We start from the raw sequence: 16,967 nt of genomic DNA, 5'->3' as shown, positions 1-16,967 counted from the left end.
TCCCCCTAAAATTTATAGCGTTTCAGATGTTGTTTTACCTTGAAGATGAAGAACTAAATAATCAGGACCGCCCGCTTTTGAATCTGTACCTGACATATTGAATCCGCCAAATGGCTGGTATCCTACAATGGCACCAGTACAGCCACGATTGAAGTACAAGTTACCTACGTGGAAATCCTCACGCGCTTGTTCGATATGTTCAATGTTGTTTGAGATGACTGCACCCGTTAATCCATAATCCGTGTTATTGGCAATCTCGATTGCATGATTGAAATCTTTTGCCTTACAGAATGCAACAACCGGTCCGAAAATCTCTTCTTTCATGACACGTGCGTTCTCATCCACATCGGCAATGATAGTTGGCTGGATGAAGAAACCTTTTGAATTGTCTCCTTCTCCCCCTGTAACAATTTTCCCTTCTTCTTTACCGATTTCAACGTAGCTCATGACTTTATCGAAAGCTGCTTGATCGATGACCGGACCCATGAAGTTGTTTAGATCTGTTGGTTCCCCGATCGTTTTTTCTTTCGTCAATTCAATGGCACGATTCAAGACTTGGTCATATACATCTTCCACTATGACAGCACGTGAACAAGCAGAACATTTTTGACCGGAGAATCCGAATGCAGAAGCGACGATTGATTGTGCCGCCAATTCCAGATCAGCCTCTTTATCAACAACGATCGTATCTTTACCGCCCATTTCAGCGATGACACGTTTTAACCAGATCTGGCCTTCATGTACTTTTGCCGCACGCTCATAAATACGGATACCGACATCACGAGATCCGGTAAAGCTGATGAAACGTGTACGAGGATGATCTACCAAATAATCGCCCACTTCGGCACCGCTTCCTGGAATGAAGTTCACAACTCCTGCAGGCATGCCCGCTTCTTCCAGCACTTCGATGAATTTAGCTGCAATGACCGGTGTTGTACTGGCCGGTTTCAATAGGACCGTATTACCTGAAACAAGAGCAGCCGTCGTCATGCCTGCCATGATCGCAAACGGGAAGTTCCAAGGTGAGATGATGACACCGACACCAAGCGGAATATAACTGAAAGCATTGTGTTCAATCGGACGGCTTTCCACTGGCATGCCGTCTTTAAGCTTCAGCATTTGACGTGCATAGTATTCCATGAAGTCGATCGCTTCCGCTGTATCTGCATCCGCCTCATTCCAAGGCTTCCCTGCTTCTTTAACCAATAGAGCCGAGAAATAGTGTTTTCTTCTGCGAACGATCGCTGCAGCCCTGAATAAAATGTTTGCACGCACTTCCGCTTTCGTTTTTCTCCAAGTTTGGAATGTCTTATCTGCCGCTTGCATCGCTTGCTCTGCAAGATCTTTATTCGCTTTGGATACGGTTCCGATAACTTCTTCTTTATTTGCTGGGTTTACAGAGGTAATGACTTCATCAGTAAACACTCTTTCACCATTAATGATCAGCGGATATTTCTTCCCTAGATCATTAGCTACATCATTCAATGCCGCTTGAAAAGCTTTATTGTTTTCTTCGATTTTAAAATTAGTAAATGGTTCGTGTTTATATGTTTGGACCATTATGTCTCATCTCCCTAAGTTTATGTTTTTACTTCTCCCTTAATTAAACAAGCAAGTTCCGTGCCAACTTTTCATTTTTTCGAAAAAATAATGTTTTTTCTTGAAAAATGCAATGAAATTCAGCACTTTAAGGGCAAAATTGACATAGTATGCCATTATTTTTTGCTATAATCCCTATTTTTGTCGCTTAACCCTTACACTTTTTATTAATGCAAATTTCGTGCCAACTAGAAAAACCATAAAAAACAGCATTTTTTCACTTTTTCCGCAAAATATTTTTGCACTTCAATGCAAAATAATCTTGCTGTGCAAATTTTATTTGCGCCTTTGCTTCAATTCCTCTACAATAGCTCTAAGAAAAGAAGAAAAACGGGAGGCATTCATGAATTTAGATCAAATCATTAAAATAGATGGTTTCCAATCCATCCTCTATTCGCTTGTGGATGTAATCGATACAGGGATACATATAATCGATATAAAAGGGCGGACGATTGTATATAACAAGAAAATGGCAGAAATCGAAGGAATGGATTCAGAAGAAGTGTTAGGGAAGAAGATTCACGAAATCTTTAAATTCAAGGAAGAAACGGAGAGTACATTAATAAGGGCTCTTCATTCGGGGAAGACAACCGAGAACTCGAAGCAGACCTACTTCAATAATCTTGGTCAGGAAATTACAACAATCAATAATACGTTTCCGATTTTGGATCAAAAGCAAAATATCATCGGGGCCATTGAAGTGGCAAAGGATATAACGAATCTGGAAAGAATCATTAAAGATAATATATTGAATAAGGGCGATACCAAATATACCTTTGACAGCATCATCGGAACGAGTGAAAATTTCCTGGAAGTGATAGAAAAGTGCAAGCGCTCGACCAGGACGGCATCCTCCATCCTCATCGTTGGGGAAACGGGCACCGGAAAAGAGCTCTTCGCCCAAAGCATCCATAATGGCAGCAGCCGTTCGACTCAACCCTTCATCAGCCAAAACTGTGCTGCCCTGCCAGACAGTCTAATTGAAGGAATACTCTTCGGCACAAAGAAAGGCGCCTTCACCGGATCGATCGAACGGCCTGGATTATTCGAACAGGCACAGGGCGGTACCATCCTGCTAGATGAAATCAACTCATTAAATCCGAACATGCAAGCGAAATTATTACGGGCCCTTCAAGAAAGGACGATTCGCCGCGTTGGGGATACTAAGGATAAACAAATTGACGTTAGGGTCATTGCAACGATAAATGAAGATCCGATAGATGCCATTTCAAATGACCATTTACGAAAGGATTTATACTACCGATTAAGTGTCGTTTCGTTATTCATCCCGCCTCTTCGTGAACGGAAAGAGGATATTCCTTTGCTGGCGCAATCCTTCATCGAGAAATTCAATGCGCTGTTCGAATTGAATATAGAAGGGATCAGCGAAGAAGTCTACTCGCTTTTTTATGATTACGACTGGCCCGGGAACGTAAGGGAACTCGAACATATCATTGAGGGGGCCATGAATTTAATGGAGCCTGGCGATACAAAGATTGCCATCACCCACCTTCCGGCTCTATTTAGGAAGAAAGCCCATTTGGAAGACATTCATCCCGGAAGAAAAGAGACTCATGCAAATGGAGATTTACAGGATTCGACCTTATCTCTTGATGATTATATCGCCAATACTGAAAAGCAATACTTGGAGAAGATATTGAAGGAACATGGCATGAATATCTCCCAAGCAGCCAAGGCCCTGAATATTAGCCGCCAAAGCCTTCAATACCGTTTGAAAAAGTATCAGGTCAAATAATAACAAATAATATCATCCCTGCACAAAGAAGGCCCCCATTAGTATGGAGGGCCTTTTGTTTACCAGCGGAAAGGGAGCAAGTTTAGGAAGTTGATCTCCACTCCAGGCACTCGCTTTCCGCGGGCGGTCCGGGAGCCTCCTCGGTGCTCCTTGCGCCTGTGGGGTCTCCCTTGGACTCGCTTTTCCGCAGGAGTCTCGAACACCCGCTCCAATCAAATGGAATGTTTTTTAAAAAACGGTAGGTTGGTCACATTCCGAATTCCTAACAAGAATTTAACGAGGAAATGATTACAATGAATTTAAAAAAAGAGTTGGATATACTCCATGATTTTGTATTCATTTATATGGGATTAACCCTCATTGAAGAAATTTGCGACACTCCTGCCGAATAACTGGCTAGCCGAGACCCCGCAGACGCTTGCTTTGATGCGGCTTGGCAGACAGTCTACGGAAAGGGAGCGGGTTTCTGAAATCAGCTGAAATGTTTTTCAAATAAAAAACAGCAGGCAAAGTCGCTTTCCATGAATTTGTCTACAGTCTAAAGGCCCCCATTGATATGGAGGCCTTTCTTTGCCTGCTATTCTTTTCACTTTGCAATCAGAATGCTTCAGCCGCTTTTGCAACGTTTTCCAAACCATCCGCGATGATTTTTTGTGACCGATCCGGATACTGATTATGGCCTTCAATGACCACGGTCTCCGGATTCTTAATACCCCATAGACTAATGATATTTTTCACTAAACTCACGGCCATTTCAGCGGAAGCCATTCCTTCTAATGCATAATCAGAACCGCGGGCATTCAATAGCATGACTTTTTTATCTCCAGCATACCCGACAGGACCTTCCGCCGTATAATTGAACATTATTCCTGCTTGTGCCAAATAAGAAAGATATGTGATTAACGGTGCAGGAACCGTTGAGTTCCATAGAGGGAAAGCGAATACCACTTTATCCATGGCCATGAATTGATTTAAATATTGGTCAACCAGTTTTGCGGCATATTCCTCTTCAGCTGTCAGTTCAAGACCTTGGTTGCGTTTATATAGTCCGGTAATCGCCGTATTTCCGTAGTAAGGAAGCTCTTCTTTAAATAAATCCAGCTCGGTCACTTCATCCGCACGGTGTGTCTCTTTATATGTTTGTAAGAATGTGTCATACATTTTCGAGCTGATTGCCTGATCTGCTGGACGATCGTTCACTTTCACGAATAATACTTTTGTCCTTTTCCCATTCTCTTCTGCCGCGGCTTCTTTATTTCCAAATAATCTGCTTAAGAATCCCATTATCCTCTCACCATTGCTTTCTGATTATAATATTTAGACGATTAAATGAATCTCATTGCCTGATGGATCTGTTACAGCGAAAAACCCTTCTTTTTTCGTGACGACAGCCCCGATTCCTTCCAGTTGCTCCGTTACTTTGTTTCTCGCTTCTTCATCTGCATAAACGAGTGTATACCAGTTTAGCCCCACACTATTTTCCTTCGGGGCAGGGGCACCAACGCCATTCCATGTGTTCAATCCGATGTGATGATGATATCCGCCGGTTGAAGTAAAGAGCGCTCCTCCATATCGATTCACGACGCTAAACCCAAGACCTTGCATGTAAAACTCCTCCGTTTTACGTAAGTCCGCTACATGCAGATGTATATGCCCCATCAAGGTACCAGCAGGCAGTTTGCTCCACTCCCCATCGCTTTCTTTCAGCAGGTCATTCCCATCCAACGGATCCGTGCCCATTTCGACCTCCCCGCCTGCCCATCTCCAATCAGCTGATGGCCGGTCAGAGTATACTTCGATGCCATTTCCATCCGGATCGGTGATGTACAGCGCTTCACTCACTTCATGATCCGCCGCTCCAAATGGATATTTCGTTTGAAGTAAATGGCGTAAAAAAATCGATAAGTCGGCACGGGTAGGCAGCAACAGAGCAAAGTGATATAAGCCCGTCGTACGCCCTTCTTTCGGAATCACATCCGCAGGCTGCTCAAGTGTCAGCAACGGGGTTTTTCCGTCTGTCGTCAAAACAGCTTTCCGGTCGGTTTTTTTCAATACTTGAAGACCGATGATTTCTTGATAAAACAGAATGGCCTTATTCAAATCCAAAACATTAATACTCACTTCGCCAACAAATGTAATTGGTTTTTGATGAAATTTTTCCATATTGTCACTTCCCTTTTTTATTGAAATTCACGTTATCCAAAGAAAGAACCGTGCGGTTTGCACACGCTAGATAGACAGACATGGCAAGCAGTGCCAAGTCCAGTTCGTAACCCGCCGCTTGCCCGTTTCCAAGAAAACCGGCAGGTAATTTAGCCGTGAAAATCGCCCCCGCCATAATGACCGCAAATAGGACGGATACGATTCGTGTTCCCAAACCCAGTATAACCGCAAGTCCTCCAATCAATTCGATTCCTGCAACGATGTATGCCATGAAGCCAGGAATTCCAAGGCTATCGAAAAATCCCGCCGTATTTCCTATGCCCCCTTGAAACTTTGAAACGCCGTGAATGAAAAAAGTAAGACCTAAAATCACCCTTAACAAAACTTGACCTGCATCATTTTTATTCATGTATGAATTCTCCTTTTTGTCGGTTACTTTATGTAAGTAATTATATTTTCATAAGCTTATAATGTCAAGTAAGTTTATTGGAATTCATTTTTTTACCTAAAAAAAACGAATTGCCGAAAGCAACTCGTTATATGGTGCCACTATTTAAATGTGTAATAAATGGTTGAATTGATGATGAAAGAATCTGCAATCGTTCTCCCGAATTCCTAACATGCCACCTTACCTCCTCCTTAAGCATTAAAGTTAATCGAAATCATTGCGATTTAAAACTCAAATAAACACAACTTCATTATTCAAACATCGAAATCAGTTCTTTTGTGTATGAATGGCGATCGCTGCAAAAAAGCCGTTCTTTCTCGAAAGAATCCACAATAACACCCGCTTTCATCACCATGATCCGTTGGCTCAGCTCCTGTACAGCCGATAGATCATGAGAAATAAAAAGGTAGGAAGTGTCCAAAGTCTCCCGCAGCCCGCCTAACAATTTCAGCACTGCCGCTTGAGACAGCACGTCCAGGCTTGAAGCCGGTTCATCCAATAGAATGAGGGCCGGTTCGATGCTGATTGCACGCGCAATGGTCACCCGCTGCTTTTGTCCGCCGCTTAGCTCATGCGGGTAACGTTCAGCAAAACTCCTTGGAAGCTCCACCGTTTCCAGGAGCTGTCCGATAAAGTTCACTTCACTTGTATACGTAAAATATTTCAAATTGACCTGGCTGCCAAATTGAAGATATGGATCCATTAATGAATCCTTTATCCTTAGTTTTGGATTTAAAGCCGATGCAGGATTTTGCAAAACGGCCTGGATGTTCTTGCGATACGGTTTTAAACTGCGTTCGCTTTTGTTTTGCAGCTCGGTTCCTTCAAATAGGATGCTGCCCTTGTCAAAAGATTCAATCTGAAGGATGAGTCTTGCCAGTGTGCTTTTTCCGCAGCCGCTCTCCCCCACTAACCCGAGGCATTCCTTCCTTTCCATGCTGAAATTCACGTTCCTTAGTATTTCCACTCCGTTATCATAGCTTTTATGGACATTTCGCACGTCTAATAAACTCATCCTGACACTCCTTCAAGCTTAAATGTAATTCTCCTCAATGATGGCGATGATTGAATCAGTTCATTCGTATAAGCATGCTGCGGATGATTAAATACCTGATTTTTATCACCGGTCTCTATGATGGCTCCGTCTTTCATGACCGCAATGCGGTCCGCATACTTCCTGACATGACGTAAATCATGGGTAATGAACAAGATTGCACATCCGGTTTCTTTTTGGAGCTTTGATAACAGCTGCAAGACCTTAAAGGAAGATACACTGTCCAAGGCTGTGGTCGGTTCATCCGCTATCAAGATATCAGGTTCAAGCAGCAGGGCAATTGAAATGGATACGCGTTGAAGCTGACCGCCGCTTAATTGAAAAGGGTATCTGCAATAGATATCGTCGCTCAAGCCCACCGATATGAGCGCATTGACCGCTTGCTGCCTCCTTGCCTTTTTGGAAAGGTTCAAATGTGTTCGCTGATATTCGTCGAAATGCTGACCGATGGTAAGGAACGGTGTGAATGAACCCTGGTAATCTTGAAAAATATAGGCCAGGCGCTTTCCGCGAACCTTCCTGATTTCTGAGGAAGATAGGGTTAATAAATTCTTTTCCCCGTACCATATTTCCCCCTTCGCTTGAAGATTGGGTGCAAGCAGCTGACATATTGCCATGGCCGTCATGCTTTTGCCGCTCCCGCTTTGTCCGACAAGTGCGAACCACTCACCCTCCTGCACATCTAATGAAAGATTCTTGACGATATGATTTTGCTTTCCCATGATATGCAGCTGCCTCACGGATAAAATGCTCATGATCCCACCTCCTTTTTCACATCGAATGCATCGCGCAAATAATCACCGAGCATGTTGGTTAGAAGGACGACAAATACGATGGCGAGCCCTGGGTAAATCATCAGCAACATATTGGATTGAAAATATGGACGGGCATCATTCAGCATGGCTCCCCACTCCGGTGCCGGCGGCTGCGCACCGAGCCCGATATATGATAAGGAAGATATGAGCAAAATGATTTTTCCTAAATCGAGGCTAGAAAGGACAAGCACATTCCCGATAAGGTGCGGAAATAGATGCTTCCGCATGATCCCAAATGAACTTAATCCATTGATTTTAGCAACTGTGACATATTCCTTCTGACGTTCGGTGATCACCGTACTTCGCACAAGCCGGGCATAATTCACCCATTTCACCAGAACGATCGCCAACAGGAGATTTTCGATTCCCGGTCCTAATAAACCGCTAAGAACAATGGCAACAATCGTATCTGGGAATGCGAGAAACGCGTCGGCAATGCGCATGAAGATCCGATCGATCAGACCTCCTTTAAAACCGGCAATCATCCCGAACGGGACGCCGATGATAACTGCGGCAAACAAAGATAAGAGGCCGTAGCCAACCGTCAGCTGTGCACCAAGCAGAAGGCGCGTCAATACATCACGCCCTAGATGATCCGTCCCTAACGGATGTTCCATGCTCGCCGGCCATAGCCTTTCTTCCAGATTGACCAGTGCCGGATCATGTTTCACAATAAGAAAGGTGTAAGCCGCAACGGCAAGGATTGTCGCCATCACCGTAAATAAGACGGTCATTCTCCAGCGCCTTTTGGATTTTCCTTTGATAACTAACTCCATTTTCCATGCTTCCTTTCCTTCAGTCTTAGCTCCGGATTTAAATAGCGATAAGATAAATCCACGGCACTATTAACCATGAATACAATAATGGCCATGACCAGCAGGTACCCTTGGATGACTGGATAATCCCGCGACCGAATCGAGTCCACGACCATCTTACCTATGCCCGGATAGGCAAAAATAACTTCGATCACGACTACACCGCCGATCAGGCTGCCAAGGCTGACGCCGAATACGGTAATGACCGGTGGCAAACTATAACGAAATGCATGGGCAAAGAATATCCGCATCTCTGAAATCCCCCTAGATCGGGTAGCCCTGATGAAATCATGACTGAGGGAATCTATCAAGCTCGAACGCAGCAAACGGACGTACACACTTGTGATGGCCAGCCCCAGCGTGACCGACGGAAGAATCAAAGAACGAAACCCGTCCCTGCCCATCGTTGGAAGGGCTCCCCATCGTACCGCAAATAAATCTATCAAAAGCAGCCCCAGCCAAAAGCTAGGAATGGCTGCCCCCAATAAAGAAACGGCCCGGCTGAATTGATCGATCCAGCTCCCCTTGTACAAGGCAGCAAGCGAACCTAACGGAATCGCTATACCAAGCATGACAAGCAATGCACCAACCGCCAGCTCAAGTGTTGCAGGCAGCCCGCTCATGATCATTTCCATCACAGGCTGATTCGTCAGATAGGAATGCCCGAAATCCAATCGGATAAAGTCCGCAAACCAATTGCCATACTGCACGAACAGCGGATCATTGAACCCTAATTCTTCACGAAGCTCATTGACTTGCTCGTTTGTGACCGATACATCATCCACTTGAAGTATCGAGAGAACCGGGTCGCCAGGAGCAAGCCGAACAAAAAGGAAAGAAATGAATGTAATCACAAGAACAAAAATCGCTACCTCAATGAACCGGCGGACTAAGATGCGAAACATTTACTTCACATCCAATTCATTCGTCAGCATGTAGTATTCGCTTCTCGAAGTGATCCAGTTTTTAACTTTATCGGCATCATAAGCAACAAGTGTATTCGGATGTAAAATGAATGAATTATACACCTTTTCATCCACATACATCGCAATCTCCTCAGCTAAATCCGAGCGCTCCTCCTGCCCGACCGTCACGTTCAGCTCATCAATCAGGGACGTCAGGCGATCATCATCAGCCCCACTGAAGTTCAAGGCACCCTTTGGATGATAAGTAGCATTTAAATAATAACCGGCATCCCCTCTCGGAGCCGTTAAATTGCTGTAGGTCGTTAAATCCCAATCGCGATTGGAAGCCATATATTCTTCAGGGATTTCTATTTGCTTGATATTCACATTAATCCCCAACTGACCGGCATCCGATTGAAAAACTTGAGCAATTAACGGCAGGTCGGCACGTGAACTGTATGTAAGCAGTGTAAACGTTAACGGTTTACCGTCTTTTTGCATGACACCATCTACTTTCTTATATCCCGCCTGATCAAGAAACGCCTTAGCGGCTTCCATTCCATTCGCTTTTTTCGGATAATCCGGGGCAAAAGAGAAAGTGGATGGGAATGGCCCCGTCGCCACTTCAGCATGACCATGTAAAATCGCTTCCGCAATGGATGGACGATCGATCAAGGCATCAACCGCCTTCCGGACGTGTATGTCCTGCAATGCTTTACGTTCCAAATTCATCGTCATTTGATGTACGCGGAAAGTCGATGTCGATTCAACCTTCACACCATCTTTCGCCTCTAAATTTTCCAAGCTTTCCACTTCCGGACGGAAAACAATATCAGCGTCTCCCGATTCAAGGGCAAGAGACCGTGCATTGGCATCTTCATTAAACGAAAACCTGGCACTCTCAAGCTTTGCGGCTCCATCCCAGTAAGACTCATATCGGATTAAATCAACAGCCGTACCTGGTATGAATTTCGAAACGGCAAATGGCCCGGTTCCTATCGGCTTGTTTATATAGTCACTTTCCTTCACATCAATAATCGATGTATTTGGATGAACCAATTCAGAAGGAAACTCAGGAAAAGGAACCACCGTCTTAATGGTCAGCGCATTCCCGTCCGCTTCAATCGACTCAATCCGCAAAGCATTCTTGATCGCCGGACTATCTTTCATCGCCCTCTCCAAGGAAGCCTTCACCGCTTTGCCATCCATCGGCTTTCCATTCTGAAACGTCACACCCTCCCTTAACTCAAAATTCCATAATTGACCATCCTTGCTATCCCAGCTCTTCGCCAGCCAAGGTTCGATGGTCAAATCCTTATCATTGAGATGCACCAATGTCTCAGTGATGCCAGCCCTAAGCGACACATAACTAGTATCAACATTCGGATCAAGCGAGCTAGTCGCAAAATTAAAAAGCAAGTTCACTTCCTTCTTCCCTCCCGCTTGATCCTTCGCAGACTCGGTGGAACAAGCAGCCAAAAGAAAGACTGATAAACATACAATAAAAATCAATTTACATTTTCTGAACACGATATATTTCCTCCATTACCTCAACTATTTTTATTGACTGTTTTAAAATCGTATTGATTACGATTTAGGTTGCGGCTTTACCATCATCAAACGACGTAACACACCGCCGAATGCTTATCCGAAATCAAACTATGTAATCCTCCTCGAGAGAAAACATCCATTCACGAGTATATGTGCTAAATTCACGAGTATTTGCTCTAAACTCACGAGTAAATCCTCCAAATTCACGAGTATTTGCTCTAAACCCTTGATTAACAGCGCTAAATCTATTGCAATAGCACCAAATTATAAAAACTGCACCAAATTCTCAATTTATTGCACGAATCCTCCTTTTTCAATCCATTCTTTCAGTGCTTTTCGTCTAATAAATCAAAATGATTACGATTTATTCTTTAAAACACTCTCTCTTGTCTTGATTGTCTTCCATTATAAAACGTAATGATTACTGTTTACAAGGTTTTTTTGAGTTTTATTATCGGATGCCAGTTCCTTCGATGATTGGCTTTTTGATTAAGTAAAAAACTCCTGAAAAAGGATTTCAGGAGTTCTTCGGCTTTTATTTCAAGTTGTTGTAGTGGTTGATGACTTCTTCGGTGATTTCGCTATTCTCGTCCAAGCCGCTAACTTCCTTAAGTGCTGATGCTACACCGTGTTCTTTGATCATCGTTTGCAGTTTAAGGGCTTCTTCATCTTCGTTAAAATCAAAGAGTAAAGCGGCCGCTATCGCTTTCGCCAGATTTGTATAGGAAAGTCCGGCTTTCTGTGCTTCTACGGCAGGGCGCACGAGACGGTCGTTTGGCCCGAGTTTACGCAGCGGTGAACGTCCGACTCTATTCACCGAGTCATTCAGGTAGGAGTTTTTAAAACGATTAATGATTTTTTCGATATACTGCTGATGCTCACCTGCATCCAAACCGTATTGCTTTATTAAATAGGCACCCGTTTCCCCAAGGGTTTTCTTAACTTGCTCCACAATGCCTGCGTCTTCCAATGACTGGTCAATCGTTGATTTTTTATTTTTGAGATAACCGAGGTAAGCAATGACGGCATGCCCTGTATTAACGGTAAACAGTTTTCTCTCAATGAAGGGGGCGAGTTCTTTTACAATGGTCATCCCTTCAACGGCAGGTATGCTTTCCTTCGTTTCAACGACCCATTCATAATAAGGTTCCACCAAAACATCGAGTGATCCTTCGTTATTTTGGATAGGAACGATGCGATCGACTGCTGAGTTGAAGAAGTAGACTTTATCGGCTAGTTTTTCCTTTGTGGCTTGATCCAGGTTTTCCAGAATGTAGCCTTTTAAAAGGTCTGTTGCCGATATTTGGTTTTCGCAAGCGATCACATATAGTTTTTCATCGTTTTCCTTCACTCTTGATGCCAATCCTTTTGCAATTAAAGGAGCGATATGAGGCAAAATATTGGGACCGATAGCAGTGGTGAGGTAGGTTGCTTCGGAAATTGCTTTAATGACTTCCTCTTCCTGCTTTAAACTGTTTAAACCCGAAACATTTTTCACAGTGACTGATTCTTGTTGATCAGTGGCCAGTTTGACTTGATATTGCTTTTTATCATTTAACTGATCGATGATTTGATCAGCTATATCTACAAATGTCACATGATATCCAGATTGTGAAAAAAGTGCTCCGATAAATCCTCTTCCAATGTTTCCTGCACCGAAATGTACTGCTTGTTTCATTACAATCATCCCTTTATCAAGTTAGTATATAAATAATCCAAAAATATGGCTTCCAGCCTTCTTCTAATCATTTCTTCGTCCGAAGATGAAAAAATCATGATGGATTCATTGCTTTCAATTAAGCTTGAACTTATTAAGCTGACGATTTCCTGCTGCTTCACACTCAATTCTTCAGGCGCCAGCATCAGCAGTAAATTTTTCATATGGACGTCATTGCCGTCCATACCTTTGACGAGACGATATTCCTCCAGGTGAGCCACCTGAAATATCAGTTCTTTTACATTCTTATGTCTCGTATGGAAAAGGCCCATCCCCGTGCCCGGAATGCCTAAACCGCCCTTTTTTTCCCGTTCCTTCAAGGATCCGACCACATCATCAGCACCCATCAGCAGTTCTTCCGTTTCAGCCATCCTCACCATTTCTTCGATGATTTCTGGATGTCCTTTCCGATGCGGCAGCCGATAAAACCGGAAATTATCCATGATCGATTTGATGCTCTGCTGGGCATCTTTCAATTCCTGCAGCACTTCTTTCAGTTCGCCATCCTCTTTTTTGGTCATGGTATCCTTATCGGCTGACTGAATGCCATAACGCTTATTCTTCGTGAAGTTTTCGATATTCTTCCTTAAATAATTCCTGATGTTCAAAATATTCTCTTCACTCAAAAGAGGGGATACAAGGATATAATCACTATCGATATACGGAAGCCGGACGGTAGAAATGATCACATCATAGTTTTTCAGGCTGCCCTGCTGCTGGATGTCTTTGATCGTCTTGATTTCTACAGTCTCGATTTCGATGATTTCCTTTTTGATCCGGCTTGCAAGCATCTTCGACGTACCGATACCTGTCGGGCAAACAATGAGTGCCCTTATTGATATTTCTTCCTCCCGCAGCACTAATGCAGATCCGAAATGAAGGACGATGAAGGCTATTTCATCTTCAGGAAATTCTTTTATTTCTTTGAATCCCTTTTCCAGACTGGTCTTCACTGCCAAAAAGAGAACCGGATACTTTCGCTTAATATCTTCGGTTAAGGGGTTGTACAATCCCATTTCCTGTTTGATCCGGAAAAGCGATGGTTCCATATGGGCGAGGAGCCCCTGATACAATGGGAAATCCTTGGTCAAATCGATTTGCAGTTGTGCCGAAACATCTTTTATCAGGTTTCTTATCAGCTGGCCAAGCAATACACTGTCATAGGGAACGGCATCCGCCGCATGAAGCTTGGAGCCTTTAAGGATGGCTGCAAGGTAGCTTATATCATCGATGGTAAAAGAGACTTCCAGCATGGCGCTGAGTTCCTTGCCTATTTTATTCATGAGATTAGTCTCATCGGAAAGTTCGCTTATTTTATTGAAATCCTTCTCCAAAAAATATTGGCTTTCATTCCTTTGCAGGGTTACATAAATATGTACAATTAACCCTATATACCCGCTATCCGCCAACCGGGAGTGGGCACTGTTAAAAGTTGAGTTCAGCACCCCGTCGATAGCCAGAAGATATTCGGGATCGAAATAGTCGAGGATTTTCGCTTCTGGAAATTTCCCTTCTTGCAGCAAAAATAAACTTTCAATCAGCTCTTCATTAAAGAAGTGCAAGAAATAGGCTGCCTGGGCTTTCCGTTTATTTTCTTCGGTGCCGGCAAGCTCTATTCCGACTCCCCTTTTTCTGGTAATCACGATATTAAAATTCTTTAACCATTCGGTCAGTTCGTCCAAATAGGTTGTAAGAGTCGTAATGCTTATTCCGAGATCCCCCGCAAGAACTTGGGTTTTATAGGATTCTTCCTGCAGTAAAGCTAAAAGAAGATGCAGCTTTCTTTCTTGTGGCGTTTGATCGATCGGATGATTGCCCATCAGATGCTGTACAAGCCGAAAGACTTGTTCATTCTTCCCGTCGATGGACAGTCCCTCATGTGTATTGCGTGTTAAATGCAACTCGAATGATTGCAGAATTTTTTCTATGGACTTCAAATCGCGTTGAACCGTCCGGACACTAACATTCAATTGTGTCGCAATGGATAAGGCTGTATGTTTTCCTGAAGTTTTTATGATTAATTCTATGATTGATTTTTCCCTTGAAGTAATATACATGCTACCAACTCATTTCTGGTGGAGTAACACGAGAAAATACTGAATAGAAAAGCGTATAACGCTTTTCTATTCTTGGTTAAGAGTATTTAATTATTTTCTACATTTATAATATCCATCAATTCCCTGGCTGATGTGGCTTTAACCATCTTTTCAATATTCTCCATGTCAGAGCATGTAACTGCAATGCCAGATAGAATTTCAAGATGTGTCCCGTCCTTGCCTGCAATGCCGAATATCAATCGTGCCTTTTGGCCGTCAAAGTCGACACCATCAGGAATTTGTAAAACGGTAAATCCGGATTTAAGGACATCTTTCTTTGCTTCCTCGGTTCCGTGCGGAATGGCTACATCGTTCCCCATATAGGTTGAAGTCAATTCATCACGGGCAATCATCGCTTCAATATAGCTTTCCTTAACGTAACCTGCATTGACCAAAGCTCTTCCCGCAAAGCGGATCGCTTCTTCCTTATTGGCGAACTGTTGATTAAGGAAGACATTTTCTTCACGAAGCAATTCATTACCTTCCGGCTCATCCTCGTCGATGCCAGGTTCGATTGAATGTTCACGAACACCGGGAACCTTCTCTTCAGCATCTTCGACGATTTCATGCAGCTCATCTGTACCGTCATCCTGAAGCCGTGCAAGCAATGCATCGTATTCAGGGCTCGATAGGAAATTATCGACGGATACATGATAGGCATTCGGAACCTTATTCTGTGCCCTTGGAGTTAACTCCTCCTGTGTAATGACGATTTGTGCATCAGCAGGAATGTTTGAGATCGCCGTATTTGTAACAGTGATATTCAATCTGGCTTCCTTCACCTTCTTGCGAAGCAGCGAAGCCCCCATCGCACTTGATCCCATTCCGGCATCACAGGCAAAAATTATTTTGCTTACGTTTGTTGGCATCGTTCCCGGCTCTGAAGCGAATACATCGGCAACAGAGCTTTTCTTGCCTTTCATTTCTTGCATTTTTTTCGCGGCATCTTCAATATTTTCTTCAGATTGCTTTCCTGTTTTCAGGATGAATGCACCGACGATGAATGAAACAAGGGCGGCTACGATGACGCCTGCAAAGTTAGCAATATATGCACCTGCATTATGCGGAGTTACCGCTGTAATGGCAAGTATGCTGCCTGGAGATGCTGGAGCGAACAATCCTCCGCCTAGTAGGACCAATGTGAAAACTCCACTCATGCCTCCAAGAATGACGGCTAAGAATAACATCGGCTTCATTAGGATATAAGGGAAATAAATTTCATGGATCCCGCCGAAGAAATGAATGATGGCAGCTCCTGGCGCCGATTTCTTCGCCGTTCCCTTTCCAAAAAAGCAATAAGCGAGCAGTACGCCGATACCTGGTCCTGGATTCGATTCCAGAAGGAACAGGATGGAAGCCCCTGTTTGTTTGACTTGCTCTACACCAATTGGTGATAGTACACCATGATTGATGGCATTGTTCAAGAACAAGACCTTGGCAGGCTCGATCAGGATACTTGTCAACGGCAGTAAACCTGTACCGACAAGCCAATCGACTCCTGCTACAAGCCAGCCTGTAAATACGTCAACAGCAGGCCCGATGGCCAAGAAGGATAGAATGGACAATAAGCCTCCAATAATCCCCGCCGAAAAATTATTAACAAGCATTTCAAAACCGGCTTTTATTTTCCCTTCAATCAATTGATCGAATTTCTTGATGACATAACCGCCGAACGGTCCCATTATCATGGCTCCAAGGAACATCGGGATGTCAGATCCGACGATGACGCCCATTGTCGCAATCGCACCGACTACGCCGCCGCGGTGGTCATGGATTAGCTTACCGCCCGTATACCCAATTAAAAGCGGCAATAAAAACGTAACCATCGGTGTAACCATTTTGGCAAGGCTTTCATTTGGCAGAAAACCAGATGGGATGAATAGGGCAGTGATTAGCCCCCATGCTATGAAAGCTGATATATTCGGCATGACCATTGAACTTAGAAAGTTACCGAACTTTTGAACTGCAACTTTTATATTAAAGTGAGCCATTTTTGCTCTCTTCCCTTCTTATTAATATTGTTTCCTTTAATCTTAAGGTACGTACAT

Annotated in this window: 13 protein-coding genes; 1 reads left to right on the top strand and 12 read right to left on the bottom strand. The window is 43.6% G+C overall.

Features of this window, described 5'->3' with window-relative positions:
• Positions 1 to 12: 12 nt before the first annotated feature.
• On the bottom strand, positions 13 to 1,560 hold the full coding sequence (gene pruA, locus OTG27_RS21260; RefSeq protein ID WP_268938037.1) for an L-glutamate gamma-semialdehyde dehydrogenase: 1,548 nt from the start codon (positions 1,558 to 1,560) through the stop codon (positions 13 to 15).
• Positions 1,561 to 1,942: 382 nt separating this feature from the next.
• Between pruA and OTG27_RS21255 the strand changes: the two genes are divergently transcribed.
• Positions 1,943 to 3,355, top strand: a complete 1,413-nt coding sequence (locus OTG27_RS21255) for a sigma-54 interaction domain-containing protein (protein WP_057276823.1) — start codon at positions 1,943 to 1,945, stop codon at positions 3,353 to 3,355.
• Between the two features lie 597 nt (positions 3,356 to 3,952).
• On the opposite strand, the gene OTG27_RS21250 is transcribed toward OTG27_RS21255, so the two are convergent.
• From OTG27_RS21250 to OTG27_RS21200, 11 genes are all read right to left on the bottom strand, one after another.
• On the bottom strand, positions 3,953 to 4,639 hold the full coding sequence (locus OTG27_RS21250) for an FMN-dependent NADH-azoreductase (protein ID WP_268938036.1): 687 nt from the start codon (positions 4,637 to 4,639) through the stop codon (positions 3,953 to 3,955).
• A gap of 33 nt (positions 4,640 to 4,672) precedes the next feature.
• Positions 4,673 to 5,518, bottom strand: coding sequence for a VOC family protein (locus tag OTG27_RS21245; protein ID WP_268938035.1), 846 nt, complete (start codon positions 5,516 to 5,518; stop codon positions 4,673 to 4,675).
• A 4-nt stretch (positions 5,519 to 5,522) separates the two neighbouring features.
• Entirely contained in the window at positions 5,523 to 5,927 is a 405-nt protein-coding gene (locus tag OTG27_RS21240; RefSeq protein WP_268938034.1) for a DoxX family protein, read from the bottom strand.
• A 289-nt stretch (positions 5,928 to 6,216) separates the two neighbouring features.
• Positions 6,217 to 6,981: an ABC transporter ATP-binding protein gene (locus OTG27_RS21235; RefSeq protein WP_268938033.1), complete on the bottom strand. Its 765-nt coding sequence runs from the start codon at positions 6,979 to 6,981 to the stop codon at positions 6,217 to 6,219.
• The gene (locus OTG27_RS21230) at positions 6,978 to 7,775 is read right to left on the bottom strand and encodes an ABC transporter ATP-binding protein (protein ID WP_268938032.1); all 798 of its coding nucleotides are present in this window, start codon (positions 7,773 to 7,775) and stop codon (positions 6,978 to 6,980) included. Before OTG27_RS21230 ends, OTG27_RS21235 begins: the two co-directional genes overlap by 4 nt.
• Positions 7,772 to 8,611 carry a nickel transporter permease gene (nikC, locus tag OTG27_RS21225; protein ID WP_191928698.1) on the bottom strand — a complete coding sequence of 280 codons (840 nt, stop codon included), beginning with the start codon at positions 8,609 to 8,611 and terminating at the stop codon, positions 7,772 to 7,774. The genes OTG27_RS21230 and nikC overlap by 4 nt, the downstream gene beginning before the upstream one ends.
• Entirely contained in the window at positions 8,602 to 9,555 is a 954-nt protein-coding gene (gene nikB, locus OTG27_RS21220; RefSeq protein WP_268938031.1) for a nickel ABC transporter permease, read from the bottom strand. The genes nikC and nikB overlap by 10 nt, the downstream gene beginning before the upstream one ends.
• On the bottom strand, positions 9,556 to 11,085 hold the full coding sequence (gene nikA, locus OTG27_RS21215) for a nickel ABC transporter substrate-binding protein (protein WP_268938030.1): 1,530 nt from the start codon (positions 11,083 to 11,085) through the stop codon (positions 9,556 to 9,558).
• 556 nt (positions 11,086 to 11,641) lie between these two features.
• On the bottom strand, positions 11,642 to 12,784 hold the full coding sequence (locus OTG27_RS21210; RefSeq protein WP_268938029.1) for a mannitol-1-phosphate 5-dehydrogenase: 1,143 nt from the start codon (positions 12,782 to 12,784) through the stop codon (positions 11,642 to 11,644).
• Between the two features lie 5 nt (positions 12,785 to 12,789).
• Positions 12,790 to 14,880: a BglG family transcription antiterminator gene (locus OTG27_RS21205; RefSeq protein ID WP_268938028.1), complete on the bottom strand. Its 2,091-nt coding sequence runs from the start codon at positions 14,878 to 14,880 to the stop codon at positions 12,790 to 12,792.
• Positions 14,881 to 14,966: 86 nt separating this feature from the next.
• Positions 14,967 to 16,910 carry a PTS mannitol transporter subunit IICBA gene (locus OTG27_RS21200; protein WP_268938027.1) on the bottom strand — a complete coding sequence of 648 codons (1,944 nt, stop codon included), beginning with the start codon at positions 16,908 to 16,910 and terminating at the stop codon, positions 14,967 to 14,969.
• Positions 16,911 to 16,967: the final 57 nt, after the last annotated feature.

This window comes from Peribacillus sp. AS_2, from assembly GCF_026891895.1.
In the GTDB taxonomy this organism is placed as follows: Bacteria; Bacillota; Bacilli; order Bacillales; family DSM-1321; genus Peribacillus; species Peribacillus frigoritolerans.
The sequence above is the reverse complement of the archived record's forward strand: the minus strand, read 5'-3'. Positions and strand labels throughout refer to the sequence as shown.

What these genes read in the sequence shown, in the direction of transcription:
- OTG27_RS21235 (WP_268938033.1), bottom strand. Translation starts at nt 6,981, where the DNA reads ATGAGTTTATTAGACGTGCGAAATGTCCATAAAAGCTATGATAACGGA.
- pruA (WP_268938037.1), bottom strand. Translation starts at nt 1,560, where the DNA reads ATGGTCCAAACATATAAACACGAACCATTTACTAATTTTAAAATCGAA.
- nikC (WP_191928698.1), bottom strand. Translation starts at nt 8,611, where the DNA reads ATGGAGTTAGTTATCAAAGGAAAATCCAAAAGGCGCTGGAGAATGACC.
- OTG27_RS21245 (WP_268938035.1), bottom strand. Translation starts at nt 5,518, where the DNA reads ATGGAAAAATTTCATCAAAAACCAATTACATTTGTTGGCGAAGTGAGT.
- OTG27_RS21240 (WP_268938034.1), bottom strand. Translation starts at nt 5,927, where the DNA reads ATGAATAAAAATGATGCAGGTCAAGTTTTGTTAAGGGTGATTTTAGGT.
- OTG27_RS21205 (WP_268938028.1), bottom strand. Translation starts at nt 14,880, where the DNA reads ATGTATATTACTTCAAGGGAAAAATCAATCATAGAATTAATCATAAAA.
- OTG27_RS21250 (WP_268938036.1), bottom strand. Translation starts at nt 4,639, where the DNA reads ATGGGATTCTTAAGCAGATTATTTGGAAATAAAGAAGCCGCGGCAGAA.
- nikB (WP_268938031.1), bottom strand. Translation starts at nt 9,555, where the DNA reads ATGTTTCGCATCTTAGTCCGCCGGTTCATTGAGGTAGCGATTTTTGTT.
- OTG27_RS21230 (WP_268938032.1), bottom strand. Translation starts at nt 7,775, where the DNA reads ATGAGCATTTTATCCGTGAGGCAGCTGCATATCATGGGAAAGCAAAAT.
- OTG27_RS21255 (WP_057276823.1), top strand. Translation starts at nt 1,943, where the DNA reads ATGAATTTAGATCAAATCATTAAAATAGATGGTTTCCAATCCATCCTC.
- OTG27_RS21200 (WP_268938027.1), bottom strand. Translation starts at nt 16,910, where the DNA reads ATGGCTCACTTTAATATAAAAGTTGCAGTTCAAAAGTTCGGTAACTTT.
- OTG27_RS21210 (WP_268938029.1), bottom strand. Translation starts at nt 12,784, where the DNA reads ATGAAACAAGCAGTACATTTCGGTGCAGGAAACATTGGAAGAGGATTT.